17 protein-coding genes are annotated in these 18,492 nt (G+C 65.5%); 9 read left to right on the top strand and 8 right to left on the bottom strand.

Going from position 1 to position 18,492, the window contains the following annotated elements; all coding sequences use genetic code 11:
* Window positions 1–43: 43 nt before the first annotated feature.
* Window positions 44–1,276, bottom strand: a complete 1,233-nt coding sequence (locus tag ACGYK7_RS13665) for an MFS transporter (protein ID WP_394402922.1) — start codon at window positions 1,274–1,276, stop codon at window positions 44–46.
* Window positions 1,277–1,697: 421 nt separating this feature from the next.
* Window positions 1,698–3,887 carry a primosomal protein N' gene (locus ACGYK7_RS13670; protein ID WP_394402924.1) on the bottom strand — a complete coding sequence of 730 codons (2,190 nt, stop codon included), beginning with the start codon at window positions 3,885–3,887 and terminating at the stop codon, window positions 1,698–1,700.
* Window positions 3,888–4,009: 122 nt separating this feature from the next.
* Here ACGYK7_RS13670 and fsa point away from each other — a divergent pair, with 122 nt between their 5' ends.
* A complete protein-coding gene (gene fsa / locus ACGYK7_RS13675) occupies window positions 4,010–4,663 on the top strand; it encodes a fructose-6-phosphate aldolase (RefSeq protein WP_317406331.1) in 654 nt (217 codons plus the stop codon).
* A 62-nt stretch (window positions 4,664–4,725) separates the two neighbouring features.
* Here the strand turns inward: fsa and ACGYK7_RS13680 are convergent, their stop codons facing one another.
* Window positions 4,726–5,646, bottom strand: a complete 921-nt coding sequence (locus ACGYK7_RS13680; RefSeq protein WP_394402926.1) for a nitrilase-related carbon-nitrogen hydrolase — start codon at window positions 5,644–5,646, stop codon at window positions 4,726–4,728.
* A 270-nt stretch (window positions 5,647–5,916) separates the two neighbouring features.
* Here ACGYK7_RS13680 and ACGYK7_RS13685 point away from each other — a divergent pair, with 270 nt between their 5' ends.
* The 3 genes from ACGYK7_RS13685 to ACGYK7_RS13695 all read left to right on the top strand — a co-directional run bounded on the left by ACGYK7_RS13685 (window position 5,917) and on the right by ACGYK7_RS13695 (window position 8,100).
* Window positions 5,917–6,624, top strand: a complete 708-nt coding sequence (locus ACGYK7_RS13685; protein ID WP_394402927.1) for a DUF484 family protein — start codon at window positions 5,917–5,919, stop codon at window positions 6,622–6,624.
* Window positions 6,621–7,565, top strand: coding sequence for a tyrosine recombinase XerC (locus tag ACGYK7_RS13690; protein WP_394402929.1), 945 nt, complete (start codon window positions 6,621–6,623; stop codon window positions 7,563–7,565). The genes ACGYK7_RS13685 and ACGYK7_RS13690 overlap by 4 nt, the downstream gene beginning before the upstream one ends.
* A 106-nt stretch (window positions 7,566–7,671) precedes the next feature.
* Window positions 7,672–8,100 carry a PACE efflux transporter gene (locus ACGYK7_RS13695; RefSeq protein WP_394402930.1) on the top strand — a complete coding sequence of 143 codons (429 nt, stop codon included), beginning with the start codon at window positions 7,672–7,674 and terminating at the stop codon, window positions 8,098–8,100.
* Here ACGYK7_RS13695 and meaB read toward each other — a convergent pair.
* On the bottom strand, window positions 8,055–9,071 hold the full coding sequence (gene meaB, locus ACGYK7_RS13700; protein WP_394402932.1) for a methylmalonyl Co-A mutase-associated GTPase MeaB: 1,017 nt from the start codon (window positions 9,069–9,071) through the stop codon (window positions 8,055–8,057). The two genes, ACGYK7_RS13695 and meaB, sit on opposite strands and share 46 nt — an antisense overlap.
* Window positions 9,072–9,132: 61 nt before the next feature.
* On the opposite strand from meaB, the gene hrpB reads away from it, so the two are divergent.
* A complete protein-coding gene (gene hrpB / locus ACGYK7_RS13705; RefSeq protein ID WP_394402992.1) occupies window positions 9,133–11,574 on the top strand; it encodes an ATP-dependent helicase HrpB in 2,442 nt (813 codons plus the stop codon).
* A gap of 54 nt (window positions 11,575–11,628) precedes the next feature.
* Here the strand turns inward: hrpB and msrB are convergent, their stop codons facing one another.
* The 4 genes from msrB to ACGYK7_RS13725 form a co-directional block, all read right to left on the bottom strand.
* Window positions 11,629–12,111 carry a peptide-methionine (R)-S-oxide reductase MsrB gene (gene msrB / locus ACGYK7_RS13710; RefSeq protein WP_394402934.1) on the bottom strand — a complete coding sequence of 161 codons (483 nt, stop codon included), beginning with the start codon at window positions 12,109–12,111 and terminating at the stop codon, window positions 11,629–11,631.
* A gap of 82 nt (window positions 12,112–12,193) precedes the next feature.
* A complete protein-coding gene (locus ACGYK7_RS13715) occupies window positions 12,194–12,748 on the bottom strand; it encodes a fasciclin domain-containing protein (protein WP_067268384.1) in 555 nt (184 codons plus the stop codon).
* Between the two features lie 171 nt (window positions 12,749–12,919).
* Window positions 12,920–13,612, bottom strand: coding sequence for an anti-sigma factor domain-containing protein (locus ACGYK7_RS13720; protein WP_394402936.1), 693 nt, complete (start codon window positions 13,610–13,612; stop codon window positions 12,920–12,922).
* On the bottom strand, window positions 13,609–14,109 hold the full coding sequence (locus ACGYK7_RS13725; protein ID WP_394402994.1) for a sigma-70 family RNA polymerase sigma factor: 501 nt from the start codon (window positions 14,107–14,109) through the stop codon (window positions 13,609–13,611). Before ACGYK7_RS13725 ends, ACGYK7_RS13720 begins: the two co-directional genes overlap by 4 nt.
* Window positions 14,110–14,365: 256 nt before the next feature.
* On the opposite strand from ACGYK7_RS13725, the gene ACGYK7_RS13730 reads away from it, so the two are divergent.
* The 4 genes from ACGYK7_RS13730 to ACGYK7_RS13745 are packed head-to-tail and all read left to right on the top strand — an operon-like array spanning window position 14,366 to window position 18,458.
* On the top strand, window positions 14,366–15,568 hold the full coding sequence (locus ACGYK7_RS13730) for an NAD(P)/FAD-dependent oxidoreductase (RefSeq protein ID WP_394402938.1): 1,203 nt from the start codon (window positions 14,366–14,368) through the stop codon (window positions 15,566–15,568).
* Entirely contained in the window at window positions 15,565–16,344 is a 780-nt protein-coding gene (locus tag ACGYK7_RS13735) for an HpcH/HpaI aldolase/citrate lyase family protein (RefSeq protein WP_394402940.1), read from the top strand. The genes ACGYK7_RS13730 and ACGYK7_RS13735 overlap by 4 nt, the downstream gene beginning before the upstream one ends.
* A 12-nt stretch (window positions 16,345–16,356) precedes the next feature.
* Window positions 16,357–17,199 carry an NAD-dependent epimerase/dehydratase family protein gene (locus tag ACGYK7_RS13740; RefSeq protein ID WP_394402942.1) on the top strand — a complete coding sequence of 281 codons (843 nt, stop codon included), beginning with the start codon at window positions 16,357–16,359 and terminating at the stop codon, window positions 17,197–17,199.
* Between the two features lie 26 nt (window positions 17,200–17,225).
* Window positions 17,226–18,458, top strand: a complete 1,233-nt coding sequence (locus ACGYK7_RS13745) for a mandelate racemase/muconate lactonizing enzyme family protein (RefSeq protein WP_394402944.1) — start codon at window positions 17,226–17,228, stop codon at window positions 18,456–18,458.
* Window positions 18,459–18,492 lie beyond the last annotated feature (34 nt).

The following is an 18,492-nucleotide window of genomic DNA, read 5'->3' on the forward strand; positions in this document are numbered from 1 at the left end:
GGGCCGCGCGCGCGCCGGGTCAAGCCATGCCAGGTTTCGCGCCCTATTCGGCGGCCTGCGGCACGGCACGTTGAAAGATCGTCTCATGCCCCGGCGCGGGATGGCGCGGGATCAGCAGCGACAGCATCAGCGACACCGCCGCCATGCCCGCCGCGAGGAAGAACACCGCCGCCGGGGAGGCTAGCCACAACAGCCCCAAGAGCACGGGCAGGAAGACCGCGGCGATGTGGTTGATGGTGAAAGCCACCGCCGCCGTGGGCGCGATATCCGCCGGATCCGCGATCTTTTGGAAGTAGGTTTTCAATGCCAGTGCGAGGGCAAAGAACATATGGTCGATAACATAGAGCGCCGCCGCGATCACCACGCCCCAGCCAAGGTAATAGACCCCGCCATAGGCCAGAAAGACCAAGATCAGCCCGATGTACTCCACCGCCAATGTCCTGCGTTCGCCGAAATGCCCCACCGCGCGGCCCATCAGCGGGGCAAAGAGCATATTGGCGACGAGGTTGATCAGGTAGAGCGTCGTGATCTCATGCACCTCGAAGCCGAAACGCTCGACCATCATGAAGCCCGCGAAGACCACGAAGATCTGCCGCCGCGCCCCGGACATGAATTGCAGCGCGTAATAGAGCCAGTAGCGGCGGCGCAGCACCATCTTCTTGTTCTGCACCGTGGGCGCCTCGAACTGCGGATAGGCCAGCATGGCGACAAGCGCGATGGCGACGGTAACGCCCCCGCCGATCATGTAGACGATGTTGTAGCTGAGGCTCAGGGTCTCCCACAGCGCCATGATCGCGAGATAGGCCACCAGCGTGGCCAGCGAGCCTGCGGCCATGAGCCAGCCGATCATCCGCGGGGCGTCTTCGATCTTGAGCCATTGCAGTTGCAGCGACTGGTTCACCGTCTCGTAGTAGTGAAAGCCGATGGAGCTCAGCATGGTGATCGTCAGGATACCGCCCATCGAGGGGAAATAGGCCGTGACCGCCGTCGCCGCACCCAGAAGCGCGAGCGAGACCAGCCCAAGCACCTGTTCGCGCATGAAAAGCAGAATGGCTATGACGCCGATGGCGAAAAAACCCGGGATCTCGCGCACCGTATGCAACAGCCCGATGTCGGACCCGTCGAAATCCGCGACCTCGATGACGAAGTTATTGAGCAGCGCCGACCATGTGTTGAAGGCGATCGGCATGGCCAGTGCCATGAGAAACAGCAGGGCCACGGGGCGGCGCCAGAACGGCAGGCGCTTGGCCTCTTCGAGGGTGATGAAACGGGTCATGGGATTTCATTACGCCGGGGTATCGGGAATGGCGAGAGAAAACGCGCAGAGCCGGGCAGTGCCAGACCGGGGCTGGGGTTGCCCGTATCAGTTGGTCACTCTATGGCGGCAACTCATAAGAACCACGCGCAAGCCGCCACTCCGATTGCAAAAGCGCCCGACCATGCACCGGTCTGGTGTTGCCCGGCGGCCTTCGGTCTTGATTTCGGGCTGTTTCGTGCGGGGCGTCAATTGGCACCGGCCCGGGACAAGCCGCAGGCGCCAGGCCATCGCCTGCCCGCCCCCCGGGTAGGCGATTTGCCAAGGCTGGGTGCGACCGCGCGAAGGCACATCACGGCTGAGCCATAAAGTGGCACGCGCCTAGCTTTGCATCGCCAACCCGCGGGCAGACGCTGGCCCTCGTCCTGCAATAGCTAAAGCCTCAATAAAAACTCTGCGGGTCGATATCCACCGCCAGCCGCAGATCCCCCTTCAGCCGCAGCCCGCCGACCCAGCGGCCCAGCGCCTCCTGCAACGCCACGCCCTTGTCGGCCTTTACCAGCAGCCGCACCCGGTGCCGCCCGCGCACCCGGGCGATGGGCGCGGGCGCGGGGCCGAATACCTGCGCGCCCACTGCCCGCAGCGGTGCGTCGTGCCGCGCCAGATGGTTACCCAAATCAAAGACCGCCGCCGCGTCGCTGCCGCTGAGGATGATCCCGGCCATGCGCCCGTAGGGCGGCACCCCGGCCTGCCGCCGTTCCCCGGCCTCGGCGGCCCAGAAGGCCTCCTCCTCTCCCGCCAGAATGGCCCGGATCACCGGGTGCTCGGGCTGGTAGGTTTGCAAGAGCGCCGCGCCGGGCGCCTCGGCCCGGCCTGCCCGCCCCGCCACCTGCCGCATCAGTTGAAACGTCCGCTCCGCCGCGCGCAAGTCCGACCCGGTGAGGCCGAGATCGGCGTCGATCACCCCCACCAGCGTCAGCTTCGGGAAGTTATGCCCCTTGGCCACCAGTTGCGTGCCGATGATAATATCCGCAGCCCCCTCGGCGATGCCCGCAATCTCGGCCTTGAGCGCCCGGGCCGAACCGTACATGTCCGAACTGAGCGTCGCGATCCGCGCCTCGGGCCAGAGGGCGGCGGCCTCCTCGCCCAGCCGCTCCACCCCGGGCCCCACGGGGGCCAGCTTGCCCTCGACCTCGCAGGAGGGACAGGCTTCGGGCATCGGCTTGCTCTCGCCGCATTGGTGGCAGATCAGCCGCTTGAGAAACCGATGCTCCACCATCCGCGCATCGCATTGATCGCAGCCGATCTGCTCGCCACAGGCGCGGCAGAGCGTGACCGGCGCATAGCCACGGCGGTTGATGAAGAGCATCGCCTGTTCGCCGCGCTCCAGCCGCGCGTCGACCTCGCGCTTCATCTCGCCCGAGATCCATTTGTCACCGGGCAGCCCGGCGGCGCGCATGTCGATGGCCCCCATCTTCGGCATTACCGCCGGGCCGAAGCGCGAGGTTAATTCCAGCCGCCGGTATTTGCCCGCCTGCGCATTGGCCCATGTCTCAAGGCTCGGCGTGGCGCTGGCCAGCACCACCTGCGCACCGCAGATCGAGGCCCGCAGCACCGCCATGTCGCGGGCGTTGTAAAGCACCCCGTCCTCCTGCTTGTAGGACGTGTCGTGTTCCTCATCCACGACGATCAGCCCGAGGTTCTGGAACGGCAGGAACAGCGCCGAACGCGCGCCGATCACCAGTTGCGCGTTGCCCTCGCCCACCATGCGCCAGATGCGGCGGCGCTCAGTCATGGTCACGCCGGAATGCCACTCGGCGGGCTTGGCGCCGAAACGCTCTTCGACCCGCTCGAGGAACTGCTCGGTCAGCGCGATCTCAGGCAAGAGCACCAGCGCCTGCCGCCCGGCCTGCACCGCCGCCGCCACGGCTTCGAGATAGACCTCCGTCTTGCCCGAACCGGTGACGCCGCGCAAAAGCGTCGTGCCGTAGGTCTCGGACTTGATCCCCTCGTGCAGCACCGCGGCGGCCTTGGCCTGATCCTCGGTCAGTGCCTTGCCAGGCAAGGATGGATCAAGCCGCCGGAACGGCAGATCGCGGGGGCTTTCCTCCTCGCGCACCGCGCCTTGGTCGACCAGCCCTTTCACAACCGAGGAGGTCACCCCGGCCATCTCCGATAATTCCTTTAGCGTGAAAGCCAGATCGCCATATTCCTCCAGCACCGCCATGACCCTTTGCCGCGCATCGGTCATGCGCGACGGCACGCCCTCGCCCGCGCGGTAGATCTTGCGCATCGAGGGCGGATCGCCCAGCCCCGGCGCGCGGGTGGCGAGCCGCAGCATGGCGGGGAGCGGGGTCAGCGTATATGCCGCCGCGCGCAGCAAGAATTCGCGCATCTCCTCGCGCATCGGCGGTGCATCAAGCACTCGGATCACATGGCGCACTTTGGTGATGTCGTAGTCCCCGGCCCCCGGCCCCCAGACCACGCCCATCACCTTGCGCGGCCCCAGCGGCACCTCGACAAAGGCCCCGGCCCGGCAACCGCCCTCGGGCGCGCGGTAATCCAGCGCGCGGCCCAGAGGCTGGGTGGTCAATACCGACAACAACTCACCATGGTGGTAGAATTCAGCCATACCTGCCGCCTGCTCCGTGTCGCTTGGGGGAATTGAGGCTTTAAGCATCGCAGATCATGCGGTAAAGCCAAGGCAACGAATTGCCCCGATAGCGATCACATTCCAACCCGGAAGGAAAGCCCATGAAATTCTTCGTAGATACAGCCGAGATCGACGCCATCGCCGAACTCAACGACCTTGGCATGGTCGACGGCGTGACAACCAACCCCTCCCTGATCCTGAAATCGGGCCGTAACATCCTTGAAGTCACCAAAGAGATTTGTGACCTCGTCGACGGCCCCGTCTCTGCCGAAGTCGTGGCGCTGGAAGCCGACGCGATGATCGCCGAAGGCCGCAAACTGGCCGAGATCGCCGACAACATTACCATCAAGCTGCCGCTGACATGGGACGGGCTGAAAGCCTGTAAGGTTCTGTCGGGCGAAGGTCATATGATCAACGTGACGCTCTGCTTCTCGGCGAACCAAGCGCTGATCGCGGCCAAGGCGGGCGCGACCTTTATCTCGCCCTTCATTGGACGTTTGGACGACATCAACCTCGATGGCATGGACCTGATCCAAGACATCCGCACCATCTACGACAACTACGGGTTTGAGACGCAGATCCTCGCCGCCTCCATCCGCAGCGTGAACCATGTGCTCGACGCCGCGCGCATCGGTGCTGATGTGATGACCGCGCCGCCCGAGGTGATCAAGAAACTGGCCGCGCATCCGCTGACCGACAAGGGGCTGGAGCAGTTCATGGCCGATTGGAAAAAGACCGGTCAGAACATCCTCTGATCCGCCTCAATGCCCGAAGACCAACCCCCTTCCGCCCTTGGCGGAGGGGGTTTTTCTTTGCCCTATGCCGCACTGCCTTCGACCGTCAGGTGATCGCCCGACCACAGGCCCGGGCGCACCTCTGCCTCTGCCGCGCCCGCGCGGATGCGGCGGCATTGCCCCACGGGAATCGCCGGAGCTTGTAAGACCAAATCCATGCCTTCCGCCGCTGTCTGGGGCGGTAGGGCCGCATGCATCCCGTCCAAAGCCACGGAGACATCGCAGGGCAAATAGACGCTCGCCCCGCCCACGCCGGTATCCTGCTGCCATGGGGTGAGCGGTGCGCCCACCGCGCCGACACAGCAAACGGCGGTCTGCAATTCGATCGCCCGCGCCCGCGCGCAGCTGAACACGCGGTTATAGCCGGTGATCATGTCGGTCTTGGCGGGAATGATCACCAGATCGAGGTCCAACTCTCCCAGTTTGGACCAGAGCGCGGTATATTCCGCGTCCAGACAAATCGCGATGACACAGCGTAGCCCGTTCCACTCGAACAGGTTGATCCCCGTGCCCGCGATGGTCACGCCGCTGGCGCCATTCGCCTCAAGCGGGGTCAGGCTCAGCTTGTTCTGCACTTGCAGCCCGCCATCGGGGGTCAGAAACCACGCTTGATTGAGGTAACCTTCGGGCGCATCCACCGAAGGGAAGGCCACGGGAAAGGTGCCGGGCAGCAGGGCCACGCCGGTCTGCTCGACCATGCGGCGCATCGGGTCAAGCGCCAGTGTGGCGGTCTGCGCGAGCCAGCCAAGCTGCCCTTCCGCGGGCAGGTCGGCAGGGGCGAAACTAAGCCACTGCGCGCAGCAGAACTCTGGCATCACCAAAAGCTGCGCCTCCCGCGCGGCGGCCTGCTCCAGACGCGTCTCGACACTGGCGAGCCAGCTTTGCAGCGAGTCCGGCGCGACCTGAAGGTTGGCGGCCCACAGATCGACAGAGACATGTTCCATGTAAGATTTCCTCTCCCGGCAAAAACCAGTCCCACCGCATCCGGGGATATGCGGCAGACTTCGATCAGAGGCGCGCGGCCCTACGGCTGAAATCCGCGCGTCGACCGGGGCCAACACGTCTGCGCCGCTTTTGTTCCGGCAGGCTTCGTTCTACATCCCGGCCTGACGCAAGGCGGCAACAAGACCGCAGGCGGCAGGACACGTGACCAATTGGGGGCAGATCTTGACGCCCCAGCATGCTATGACACCGCAAATCAAAAAGAGACGCCCATGAGCAGCAGCCCCAAAATCGACGACGCCCTGCGGGAGGCGATCATCTCAGCGCCCGATGTCATCCTTGACGACAGCGACGTGATGCAGGCGCTGATCGCGGCCAATGAAAAGGCCATGGGCGGCAATATCGTCGATCTGCGCGGCATCGCGATGGAACGTCTGGAAACCCGGCTCGACCGGCTGGAAGACACCCACCGCAGCGTCATCGCGGCGGCCTATGAAAACCTTGCCGGGACCAACCAGATCCACCGTGCCATCCTGCGGATGCTCGACCCGGTGGAGTTCGAAACCTTTCTGCGCGATCTCGGCGGTGAAGTGGCCGATATCCTGCGCGTCGATGCGGTGCGGCTGGTGTTGGAATCCACCCAGAACGACAATGACCCGGCGGTGCAGCGTTTGGGCGATGTGCTCAGCGTGGCCGAACCGGGGTTTATCGACGACTACCTCAGCCAAGGGCGCGGCGGCATGGTGCGGCAGGTGACCCTGCGCGCGCTGCAAGACGGGTCCGAAGTGCTCTATGGCGGCAAGGCGGGGTGGATCCGGTCCGAAGCCTGTCTCAAGCTTGACTTCGGCCCCGGACGGCTGCCCGGCCTGTTGGTCATGGGCGCCGAAGACCCGCATATGTTCGGCCCGCAACAGGGCACCGACCTGCTCACCTTCTTCACCGGCGTGCTGGAGCGCTCCATGCGCCGCTGGCTGTCTTGAGCGAGAGGGCAAATCCGCTGCTGATCAGCCCCGCCGCGCGGGACGCGCTTCAGACGTGGTTGGAGCACCAAAGTGCGCTAAAGGATGCGGCCGAAAATACGATCATCGCCTACCGGGGCGATGTGACCGAATTCCTCACCTTCATGACGCTGCATAAGGGCGATACCCAAGGTCTGGGGGCGCTGGCGAAGATCACCATCAGCGATATGCGCGCATGGATGGCCAGCACCCGCAGCGGCGGGGCGGGATCACGGTCGGTGGCGCGCAAACTTTCGGCGGTGAAGGCCTTTTACCGCTGGCTGGCCGAGCGGGAGGGGTTCGAGCCAACTGCCGTCCTCCTCGCCCGATCGCCGAAGTTCACCAAGAAACTGCCCCGCCCCCTGGCCGAAGATGCCGCCCGCGCGCTGATCGACTGTGTCGAGACCCAAGCCCGCGCCCCATGGGTCGCGGCGCGTGACGTGGCGGTGTTGACCCTGCTCTGGGGCTGCGGGCTGCGGATTTCCGAGGCGCTGGCGTTGAAAGGCGGCGATGCGCCGCTGCCCGCCAGCCTGCGCATCCTTGGCAAAGGCGGAAAGGAACGTGTCGTGCCGGTCTTGCCCGCCGCCCGCGCCGCCGTCGACGACTACCTCGCCCTCTGCCCGCACCCGCGTGAGGCGCAGGCCCCGCTGTTCCGCGCCATCCGCGGCGGTGGCCTGGGCGCGCGCGCCGTGGCGCAGGTGATGGCCGATGCGCGGATGCAACTGGGCCTGCCCGCCAGCGCCACGCCCCACGCCATGCGCCACAGCTTTGCCACCCATCTGCTGGACGCAGGCGGCGATCTGCGCGCCATTCAGGAGCTTCTGGGCCATGCCTCGCTCTCGACCACGCAGGCCTATACCGCCGTCGATACTGCGCGGCTGATGGAGGTCTATAACAACGCCCATCCCAAGGCGGGCCGCTGAGCCCCTTGCACCCCGCGCAGCAATCGCCATATTGGCAGCAAGCGAGGACGACCTCCCCCATTTGGGCAGCCACTCGGGACGACCCGACCAATACCGGGACCACCCCATGCGCAGCACCGCAGACCGCATCCGCCACGCCCTCAGTTTCGAGATCATCGCCCTGCTGATCGTCACCCCCGCAAGTGCTTGGCTCTTTGACAAGCCCATCAGCCATATCGGCGTAGTCGCCGTGGTCAGCGCCAGCATCGCGACGGGATGGAACTATGTCTACAACCTCGGCTTCGACCACGCCCTGCGCCGGTTGCGCGGCACGGTGAAAAAGACCGTGCCGATCCGCCTGCTTCATGCCGTGAGCTTCGAGATCGGGCTGCTCTTCGTGCTCTTGCCCTTCATCGCGTGGTATCTGGAGATTTCCCTGCGCGAAGCCTTCTTGATCGACCTGTCCCTGGCGGTGTTCTACCTGATCTACGCCTTCGTCTTTAACTGGGTCTACGACGTGCTCTTCCCCGTTTCGGAACCCGCAAACGCGTCTTGATCCGCCCCAAGGCGGCGGACGAATTCCGCCGCCGCTTCCGCCGGATCCCGCGCGCCATCGGCCACGGCATCGCTGAGCCGCGTCAGATCGTCCTTGGCCTGCGGTGTCTCAAGCTGCGCCAGAAGCCGCTGCTTCACGTCCTGCTCGAACCAATAGCGCGCCTGTGCGGCGCGGGTGCGGTCCCAGAATCCGTTTTCCCGGCGCCAATCGGTCAGTTCCTGCAAGGCGGCCCAAGTTCCCTCCAACCCGCTTTCCTCCAACGCCGAGACGGCGGTGGCACGCGGAAAGCCCTCGGGGTCTTGCGGGCGCTTGCGCAACAGGCGCAGGGCACCGGCATAGTCGGCCCGGGTGCGCGCGGCGGTGGATTTCAGATCGCCATCGGCCTTGTTGATGACGATGAGGTCGGCAATCTCCATGATGCCGCGTTTCACGCCCTGCAACTCATCCCCGCCCGCCGGCGCCAGCAGCAACACGAAAGCATCCGACATCTCGGCCACAACAGTTTCCGACTGGCCGACGCCCACGGTCTCGATCAGCACCACGTCGAAACCCGCCGCTTCGCAAAGCCGCACCGCCTCGCGCGAGCGCCGCGCGACGCCGCCCAGATGGGTCTGGCTGGGTGACGGGCGGATGAAGGCGCGCGGATCCCGGCTGAGCCGATCCATCCGCGTCTTGTCACCCAGGATCGAACCGCCGGTGCGCGCCGAACTGGGGTCCACCGCCAGCACCGCCACGCGCTTGCCCTGCGCGGTCAGCATCATGCCGAAGCTTTCGATGAAGGTGGATTTGCCCACCCCGGGTGTGCCCGACAGCCCGATGCGCAGCGCCTGCCGGTCGCTGGGCAGCTTGGCCAGCAGTTCCGCCGCCGCCGCGCGGTGATCGGCGCGGCCAGATTCCACCAGCGTGATCGCCCGCGCCAAGGCGCGGCGCTCTCCTGCTATGAGGCCCTCGGCCAATCTCTCGATATCCATGGGCAACTTTTGCGGGGGGCGGGTGGAATTGTCCATCCCCACCCTTGGCGCGGCGCGCGCGATGCCCGATAACCGCGCCATGTCCAACGCTGATTTCGCCCTGCCCATCGACGCCGTCCTGCCGGATGTGATCGCCGCCCTGCGCGACACGGGCCGTGTGGTGCTGCAAGCGCCCCCCGGCGCGGGCAAGACGACGCGGGTGCCGCTGGCGATGCTGGAGGCCGGGCTGACCCCGGACCGCATCCTGATGCTGGAGCCGCGCCGCCTTGCCGCCCGCGCCGCCGCCGCGCGGATGGCGGAAAGCCTTGGCGAAGAGACCGGCCAGACCGTCGGTTTCCGCGTGCGCGGTGCCTCGGCGGTGTCGAAATCCACGCGCATCGAGGTCGTCACCGAAGGCATCCTGACCCGCATGTTGCAGGACAACCCAGACCTGCCCGGCGTCGGCGCGGTGATCTTCGACGAATTCCACGAACGCTCGCTCAACGCCGATCTGGGCCTTGCGCTGGCGCTCGAGGTCGCGGGCGCGCTGCGCGACGACCTGATGCTGGTGGCCATGTCCGCCACGCTCGACGCCGCCCCGGTGGCCGCGCTGATGGACGCCCCGATCGTGACCTCAGAGGGCCGCAGTTTCGGGGTCGAGCCGCGCTGGCGCGACAAGCCCGTGGGCAAGCAGCGGTTTGAGAATGCCGTGGCCGATCTTACCCTGAAAGCGCTGTCAGAGGCACCGGGCTCGGCGCTGGTCTTCCTCCCCGGCGAGGGCGAAATCCGCCGCGTCGAGGCGCTTCTGCGTCCCGCCCTACCCCAAGACTGCACCCTCGCGCCCCTGTTCGGCGCGCTCGACTTCAAGGCCCAGCAGGCCGCCATCGCGCCCGCGCCCTCGGGCCGCAAGGTGGTGCTGGCGACCTCCATCGCCGAGACCTCCCTCACCATCGAAGGCATCCGCATCGTCGTCGATGGCGGCCGGTCGCGGCGCGCGCTTTTCGATCCCGCTTCCGGCATGTCGCGGCTGGTGACCGAGCGGGTGACCCGCGCGGAGGCCACGCAGCGCGCAGGCCGTGCGGGGCGGCTCGACACCGGGGTCGCTTACAAACTGTGGACCCGGGGCGAGGAAGGCGCGCTGGCGGCCTTCCCCCCGGCCGAGATTGAGGCTGGCGACCTCACTGGTTTCGCGCTGGAACTGGCGCTCTGGGGCGCGCAGGCGAGTGATCTGAGCTTCGTCACCCCGCCCCACGCGGGCCGTCTGGCCGAGGCGCAGGCGGTCTTGCAGATGCTGGGCGCGCTCGACGCTGCGGGCCGCATCACCGAACATGGCCGCGCCTTGGCAAAACTCCCCCTGCACCCAAGGCTGGCGCATATGGTCACGCGCGGCGGACCACGTGCGCCGATGCTGGCCGCCCTGCTGGCCGAACGCGATCCGATGCGCGGCGCGACCGTCGACCTTGCGCTGCGGATGGACGCATTGGCCGGAAAACGCACCGCCACGCCGCCCCATGCGCCCACGCTCTCCCGCATCAAGGCCGAGGCGAAACGCCTTGCCCGCAGTGCGAAGGGCGACGGGCCGGACGCCTTGGGCGTGCTGGCGGCCCTCGCCTACCCCGACCGCGTCGGTCTGCGCCGCAAGGGCGAGGCGCCGCGCTATGTGCTTTCGGGCGGCAAGGGCGCGGTGCTGCCCGAGACCGACCCGATGGCGGGCGCGCGGCTCTTGGTGGCCACCGACCTCGACGGCGACCCGCGTGAGGCGCGTATCCGGCAGGCGGCGCTGATCTCGGACGCCGAGCTGCGCGCCACCTTTGCCGATCAAATCCACTGGCAGGATGTCTGTCTATGGTCGCGCCGCGAGGGCCGCGTGCTGACCCGCAAGCAAGAGGTCTTCGGCGCGCTGGTTCTGGAAGACCGCACATGGCCCGATGCGCCCGCCGATGCGGTGGCGGTCGCGATGCTGGACGGTGTGCGGCAATTAGGGCTGAACCCCGGCAAGGCGGCGGCGCTGTTTCTGGCCCGCGCCCGGCTGATGCCCGCGCCCTTCCCCGATTTCAGCGAAGCGCATCTGATGGAGACGCTGGAAGACTGGCTGCTGCCGCATCTGGCGGGCCTGCGCAGCAGCGCCGATTGGAAAGGGTTCGACATCACCCCGGCGCTGAAAGCCCGGCTGAGTTGGGAGCAACAGCAAGCGTTGGACCGCATGGCCCCGGCCCATTTCGAGACCCCGCTCGGGCGGCGCGTGGCCATCGACTATAGCGGTGAGACCCCCGGCATCGCGCTGCGTTTGCAAGAGATGTTCGGCGTGACGCGGCACCCGACGGTGGGCGGCCAGCCGTTGCAAGTCACCCTGCTGTCGCCCGCGCAGCGCCCGGTGCAGGTCACGATGGACATCCCCGGCTTTTGGGCAAGCTCCTATGCCGAAGTGCGAAAGGACATGCGCGGGCGGTATCCGCGTCACCCCTGGCCCGAAGACCCCACAGTGGCGGACCCGACCCTGCGCGCCAAACCGCGCGGCACCTGACAGGGCAACGCGCGCCGAAAGCGGCGCGCGCTCCGTTTGGGTGAGACCGATCTGTTAAGCCGCGACGAATTTCAGCGAGACACCGTTGATGCAATGCCGCTTGCCCGTGGGCTCCGGCCCGTCATCAAAGATATGGCCCAGATGGCTGCCACAGCGGTCGCAATGCACCTCGGTCCGCCGCATGAAGAAACTGTTGTCGGCCATGGTCTCGACCGCATTGTCGAGCGGCTGATAGAAGCTCGGCCAGCCGGTGCCGCTTTTGAACTTGGTCGCCGCATCGTAGAGCGGCTGGTCGCAGCCTTTGCAGATGAAGGTGCCGGGGCGTTTCTCGTCGTTCAGCGGGCTGGTAAAGGCACGCTCCGTATCGCCTTCGCGCATGACCGCATATTCCAGCTCGCTCAGCATCGCGCGCCACTCGGCCTCGCTGCGGGTGACCTCGAAGTTGCCCTCGACATAGGCTGCCGATGCGCCACGCGCGCCCAACCCGATGGCGGTGGCGCCCAGAAAGGTCGATGTCAGAAAATGACGTCTGTTCATGGTGTTACTCCTCGCGTTCGGATTGGGTTAACGCCGGACCAGCATGGAGGTACTGGCCCGGCCACATCATGCGGGTTGCCTCTTACTTGGGCACCAGCACGCTGTTTACAACGTGGATCACCCCGTTGGACTGGTTCACATCTGCGATAGTCACGCGCGATGCATTACCGCTTTCGTCGATGATATAGACGTTGCGGCCCTTCACCTGCGCCGACAGCGCATCGCCGGAGACGGCGTTGAAATGGTAGAACCCATCGCTGGAGGCGCGGGCCTTGGCGGCGATATCGGCGGCGGACCATTTACCGGCCACCACATGAGCGGTCAGCACTTTGGTCAGCATGTCCTTGTTCTCGGGCTTGAGCAGGGTCTCGACCGTGCCCGCGGGCAGCGCGTCGAAGGCGGAGTTGACCGGGGCGAAAACGGTGAACGGCCCTTCGGAGGCCAGCGTGTCGACCAGACCGGCGGCCTTCACGGCGGCGACCAGCGTGGTGTGATCGGCGGAGTTCACGGCGTTTTCGACGATGTTCTTATTCTCGAACATGGGCGCGCCGCCCACTTCGGGATTGGCGGCGATGGCACCGGTGGCCAAAAGCGCGGCGGTGGCGGTGGCGGCGGCGAATGTCTTGAGCGTCTTCATTGGATTTCCTCCCTTGAATGCCCCCCGTTGTGGGCGGCGATACTGGACCCACGGGGCAGAGGTGAGAGGAGTTTCAGAATGGTTCAGAAAATTTGCGGAAAAATCATAACGCGCTGTAAAGGAACCGGAAAATGAAACGCCCTGCTCGGTCAAAGCAGGGCGTTTCGGGGTTTAGAGTTCCGCCACGGCACCGGCGGCCATAACGGCCCCGGTGGGGATACCGCCGGGTGCGCCGCCCGGTGGCTCGTCCGTGATCGCCAAGGTGATCTGCGCCGCCTCGGGTGCCAGATCGGCGGGCAAGGTCACGCGGTTAACCTCCCCCTCAGGCAGCACGCCCAAAGAGATCGGCGCGCGGTCCGGCAGGATCGCCCAAAGCTCCAGCACGCGGCCCGCGGGCGCGTCGCCCGAGACACGGCGCAACGCGATATCGCCGCGCGACATGTCCATGACGGCAAGCAATTCCAGCGCGCTGTCCTCGGCCGCCATGCGGGTGGCATAGACCTCTGCCGGGAGCTGCATCGGCGGCTCGCGCAGCATCGGGAGGGCAAGGAAGGCCACGGTGGCCATTGCCGCCACCGAAATCCCCTGCCAGAGCCAGAGCCGCTGCAACAGCGGCACCTGCCGCGCAGGGAAGAGCCGCGACATCAGCGCGCGGCGCAGCTTCGCGGGCGGGGCGACAGGGGCGATATCGTCGGTCATCGCCACGAAACGCTCCTGCCAATCGGCCACGCGGCGGGCGAAATCACGGTCTTGCATCAGGCGGGTGCGCGCCGCGGAACGGTCTTCGCCCTCCAACAGGCCCAAGGCCATTTCGGCGGCCAGCAGATCGTCGTCTTCGGGCGGGGTGATGGGGGTGTCGCTCATACGCTCATACACTCCCGCAGGGCCATCAGACCACGGCGCAGCCATGTGCGCATGGTATTGAGCGGCACGTCGAAACGCTGCGCAAGCTCGGCATAGCTGTCGCCATCAAGGTACGCCCCGCGCACCGCCGCACCGCGATCCGCTTCGAGGTCATCCAGACAATTGGTCAGCCGCTTGGCCTCCGACGCGGCCACGGCGGATTGTTCGGGGTTCGGCCCCGGCGCGGCCAGTTCCAGCCCCGGCGTGTCGATGTCCTGATGGCCCTTGCGGGTGGCGCGCAAACGGTCGATCGCGGTATTGCGGGCAATGGTGATCAGCCACGTCATCGGCGACAGGCCATTGGCCTGATAGCGGTCGGAATTGTTCCAGATTTTGACGAAACTGTCCTGCATGGCATCCTCTGCTGCGGCGCGTGTATCCAACACACGCAGGCAGACCCCGAATAGTTTCGCAGACACCCGATCATAGAGCGCCTCAAAGGCGGCACGGTCCCCCATTGCGACCTGCGCAATCAGACGCTCAATCTCTTCGCGGTCGCTGTCCAAGGGCCACTCCTTTGGGCGGTCATCTGTGTTGCGGCATAGCGCTCATGGTGCGACAGCCACGGTAAAAGTCAACCCTGCCTCATCCATGGGCACGGGCGCAACCCATCGCCGCAAAACGAAAATTCACGCCGCTGTTCACAAAGATTGCAGGCTCTGAATGCTTAGGCTACCCACGATTCAGAGGGGAATGCGCAAAGGGAGACTGTGCATGAAAAACGCGCTTGAGACGTCCTATGACGTGGTGATCGTGGGCGGGGCCATCTATGGCTCGGCTTTGGCTTGGTGGCTGACCAACACGCCGGGGTTCGATGGCGAGGTGCTGGTGGTCGAGCGTGATCCAACCTATGAATTCGCCTCGACCAGCCATACGAATTCCTGCATCCGCCAGCAGTTCAGCGCCCCCGTGAACATCCAGATTTCACAATTCGGGGCCGAGTTCATCAAGAACTTCCGCCACTTCATGCATGACGATCCCGAGGTGCCGGAACTGGCGCTGCAGAGCTTTGGCTACCTCTATCTTGCCGACACGCCCGAGTTTGCCCAGACCCTGCGCGAGGCGCAGGGCATCCAGACTTCCATGGGCGCGCATACCCGGCATATGACCAAGGATGAGGTCGCCGTGCGCTATCCTTTCTACATGCTCGACGATGTGATTGCCGCCAATCACAACACGGTGGATGAGGGCTATTTCGACGGCGGCACCATGTTCGACTGGTTCAAGCGTATGGCCAAGCGTCGCGGCGTGACCTTTGTCCATGACGAGGTGACGGGCATGGTGCTGAACCCCGCAGGCAGCGCCGTGGATGCGGTGACGCTGAAGTCCGGGGCGAGGGTTTCCTGCGGGACGGTGGTCAATGCCTCCGGCCCCCGCGCGGCGGCAACGGCGCAGATGGCCGGGATCACCCTGCCGGTGGTGCCGCGCAAACGCTACACCTTCATCTTCGACGCCGCTGAGCCGCTTGAGATGGACCTGCCGCTGACCATCGACCCCAGCGGCGTGCATATGCGCCAAGAAGGCAAATATTACATGGCCGGTTGCCCGCCTGAGGATGACTATGACGCGGCCTATGACGATTTCGCCTTCGACCATTCGATCTGGGAAGAGAAGGTCTGGCCCATCATCGCCACCCGCGTTCCGGCCTTTGAGCGGGTCAAGGTGATCAACGAATGGGTCGGGCATTACGCCTATAACACCGTCGATCAGAACGCGATCCTCGGGCGGCACGACAAGGTCGCGAACTTCGTCTTTATGAACGGCTTTTCCGGCCACGGCTTGCAACAGGCCCCCGCCATCGGGCGCGGCACGGCAGAGTTGATCACCCATGGCGGCTACCGCACGCTCGACCTTACCCCGCTGGACTACGCCCGTATCGTGCGCTCCGAGAAATTCGTCGAAAGGGCCGTGATATGAAATTGCGCGAGAACAGCTTCCTCACGGCCATCCGCGCCGGGCAAAAGCAGCTGGGCCTCTGGGTCTCCCTCTCCAACGGCTATGCCGCCGAGGTGGTGGCCCATGCGGGCTATGACTGGGTGATGCTGGATATGGAACATGCGCCCAGCGACATGGCCTCGGTACTCGGCCAGTTGCAGGCGTTCTCGGGCAGTGAGACCACGGCGATGGTGCGGCCCGACTGGAACGATGCGGTCAAGGTCAAGCGGCTGATGGACCTCGGCGCGCCGGGGCTGCTGTTTCCCATGGTGCAGACCCCTGATGAGGCCCGCGCCGCCGTGGCCGCCTGCCGCTACCCGCCGCGCGGCATTCGAGGTGTGGCCGGGCTCAACCGCGCCAATCAGTTTGGCCGGGTCGCGGATTACAATGTCGCGGTCGAGCATCAGACCGCCATCCTGATCCAGCTTGAAACCCGCGCCGCCGTCGAAAACGCCGCCGCCTTTGCCGAGGTCGAGGGGATCGACGGTATCTTCTTTGGCCCCGCCGATATCGCCGCCGATCTGGGCCATCTGGGTCAGACCCTGCACCCCGAGGTTTGGGAGGTGATCCGCCCCGCCGCCAAAACTCTGATGGACAAGGGCATTCCCGTCGGCACGCTGGTGACCGACCCCGATTTCGCCGCCCAACTGCTGAACGAAGGCTTCACCTTTGTCGCCTGCGGCACGGATGTGGGCCTTTTGGCCCAAGGCGCCGACGCGCTGCGCACCAAGGTGCGCGATAAGATTTCTGAGACGTGAAAGGAAGATGTTATGAAATTTAAGAAACTGGTCCTGACAGGCGCCGCAGGGCGGCTTGGCTCCTACCTGCGCGAGCCGCTGGCCGCGATGTGCGAGGAATTGGTCAGCTCCGACATCGCCGAGGACATTGGCAAGCTTTACGACGGTGAGCGTTATCAAAAGGCCGATCTGGCGAACTACGACGAGGTCGCGGCGCTGATGGAGGGCGCCGATATGGTGGTGCATTTCGGCGCCATCGTGGACGAGAAACCCTTCATGGAGCTTCTGGGCCCGAACTTCGTCGGCTCCTACAACGTGTGGGAATCGGCCTATCAGGCCGGGGTGCGGCGGGTGGTCTATGCCTCCTCGATCCACGCCGTGGGGATGCACAAGAAGGCCGATTTCATCGGCATCGATGCGGCCCATAAGCCCGACACCTTCTACGGCCTCGCCAAATGCTTCACCGAAGACCTCGGCTCCATGTACTGGGACAAGCGCCAGCTCGAATCCGTGCATCTGCGCATCCTGAGCGCGGCACAGGTCAACAACGCCCGCGCGCTCGGCTCGTGGCTCAGCTATGACGACCTGATCCAGCTGGTGACCCGCGCGGTGGACACGCCCTCGGTCGGCTTTTCGGTGATCTACGGCGTGTCGAACAACGACCGCGCGCCGGTGGACAACTCGAAAGCCTCTTTCCTCGGGTATCGGCCCAAGGACAACGCCGAGCAATTTGCCGAAAAGGTGCTGGCCGAGGAAGGCGCGGTCGATATCACCGACCCCGGCCAGATGTGCCACGGCGGCCCCTTCGCCAAGGTTGATCTGGGCGAAAGCGGCATCGCGCAGATGACCATCGTCGACGACAAGAAAGAGACCTGACCGCAGGTCGAAAAGGAGGGACCGTCATGAAACTGCAAGACCTCGATATCATCGTGACGGCCCCGCCCGCCCCCGGCTGGGGCGGGCGCTATTGGATCCTCGTGAAACTGACCACCGACACCGGCCTGACCGGCTGGGGCGAATGCTATGCCGCCAGCGTCGGGCCGGGCGCGATGCGCGCGGTGATCAAAGATGTTTTCGCCCGCCATATGCAGGGCGAAAACCCCGAGAATATCGAGTTGATGTTCCGCCGCGCCTATTCCGCGGGCTTTACCCAACGGCCAGACCTGACGGTCATGGGCGCGTTTTCGGGGCTAGAGATCGCCTGTTGGGACATTCTGGGCAAGGACCGCGATCGCCCGGTGCATGCGCTGATCGGCGGGCGCACCAATGATCGGGTGCGCGGCTATACCTACCTCTACCCGCTGCCGCATCACAGCATGGCGGATTTCTGGACCTCGCCAGAGATGGCGGCGGAATCGGCGGCGGATTGCGTGGCGCGCGGCTATACGGCGGTGAAATTCGACCCCGCCGGCCCCTATACGCTGCGCGGCGGGCATATGCCTGCGATGTCGGATATCAGCACCTCGGCGGCGTTCTGCAAGGCCATCCGCGCGGCGGTGGGCGACCGCGCCGACCTGCTCTTTGGCACCCATGGGCAGTTCACCACCGCGGGCGCGATCCGGCTGGGCCAAGCGATCGAACCCTATAGCCCGCTGTGGTACGAAGAGCCGATCCCCCCAGACGCGCCCGAGCAGATGGCCAAGGTCGCGCGCGGCGTGCGCGTCCCTGTGGCCACCGGCGAGCGGCTGACCACCAAGGCCGAATTCGCGCCGCTGTTGCGTGCCGGGGCGGCGGAGATCCTGCAACCGGCGCTTGGCCGTGTGGGCGGCATCGCGGAGGCCAAGAAAATCGCCGCCATGGCCGAGGTCTATAACGCGCAGGTGGCGCCGCATCTCTATGCCGGGCCGGTGGAATGGGCCGCGAATGTGCAGCTTGCCACCGCGATCCCCAACATCCTGATGTGCGAATGTATCGAGACGCCTTTCCATGACAAATTGATCAAAGGGTCGATCCGGGTGGAGGATGGCTTTATTACCGCCCCCGAAGCACCCGGTCTGGGGATCGAAGTGGATGAGGAATTCGCCCGCGCGCATCCTTATACCGGCGACGGGTTGCATCTGGAAATGCGCGAAGAGCCTTGCGATTATGTGAACGGGAATAATTTCCAAGGCGGCGCACCGGCGGAGAGCCACTAAGGGCCATCGCCTGCCCGCGGGTCGGCGATCCAAC

This window comes from Sulfitobacter sp. 1A15299 (assembly GCF_043556915.1).
Taxonomy (GTDB): domain Bacteria; phylum Pseudomonadota; class Alphaproteobacteria; order Rhodobacterales; family Rhodobacteraceae; genus Sulfitobacter.

Coding starts and splice junctions, on each gene's coding strand:
- ACGYK7_RS13745 (WP_394402944.1), top strand. CDS start 17,226: ATGAAACTGCAAGACCTCGATATCATCGTGACGGCCCCGCCCGCCCCC.
- fsa (WP_317406331.1), top strand. CDS start 4,010: ATGAAATTCTTCGTAGATACAGCCGAGATCGACGCCATCGCCGAACTC.
- ACGYK7_RS13735 (WP_394402940.1), top strand. CDS start 15,565: ATGAAATTGCGCGAGAACAGCTTCCTCACGGCCATCCGCGCCGGGCAA.
- hrpB (WP_394402992.1), top strand. CDS start 9,133: ATGCCCGATAACCGCGCCATGTCCAACGCTGATTTCGCCCTGCCCATC.
- ACGYK7_RS13680 (WP_394402926.1), bottom strand. CDS start 5,646: ATGGAACATGTCTCTGTCGATCTGTGGGCCGCCAACCTTCAGGTCGCG.
- ACGYK7_RS13730 (WP_394402938.1), top strand. CDS start 14,366: ATGAAAAACGCGCTTGAGACGTCCTATGACGTGGTGATCGTGGGCGGG.
- ACGYK7_RS13740 (WP_394402942.1), top strand. CDS start 16,357: ATGAAATTTAAGAAACTGGTCCTGACAGGCGCCGCAGGGCGGCTTGGC.
- ACGYK7_RS13720 (WP_394402936.1), bottom strand. CDS start 13,612: ATGAGCGACACCCCCATCACCCCGCCCGAAGACGACGATCTGCTGGCC.
- ACGYK7_RS13715 (WP_067268384.1), bottom strand. CDS start 12,748: ATGAAGACGCTCAAGACATTCGCCGCCGCCACCGCCACCGCCGCGCTT.
- meaB (WP_394402932.1), bottom strand. CDS start 9,071: ATGGATATCGAGAGATTGGCCGAGGGCCTCATAGCAGGAGAGCGCCGC.
- ACGYK7_RS13670 (WP_394402924.1), bottom strand. CDS start 3,887: ATGGCTGAATTCTACCACCATGGTGAGTTGTTGTCGGTATTGACCACC.
- ACGYK7_RS13725 (WP_394402994.1), bottom strand. CDS start 14,109: ATGGGGGACCGTGCCGCCTTTGAGGCGCTCTATGATCGGGTGTCTGCG.
- ACGYK7_RS13695 (WP_394402930.1), top strand. CDS start 7,672: ATGCGCAGCACCGCAGACCGCATCCGCCACGCCCTCAGTTTCGAGATC.
- ACGYK7_RS13685 (WP_394402927.1), top strand. CDS start 5,917: ATGAGCAGCAGCCCCAAAATCGACGACGCCCTGCGGGAGGCGATCATC.
- ACGYK7_RS13665 (WP_394402922.1), bottom strand. CDS start 1,276: ATGACCCGTTTCATCACCCTCGAAGAGGCCAAGCGCCTGCCGTTCTGG.
- msrB (WP_394402934.1), bottom strand. CDS start 12,111: ATGAACAGACGTCATTTTCTGACATCGACCTTTCTGGGCGCCACCGCC.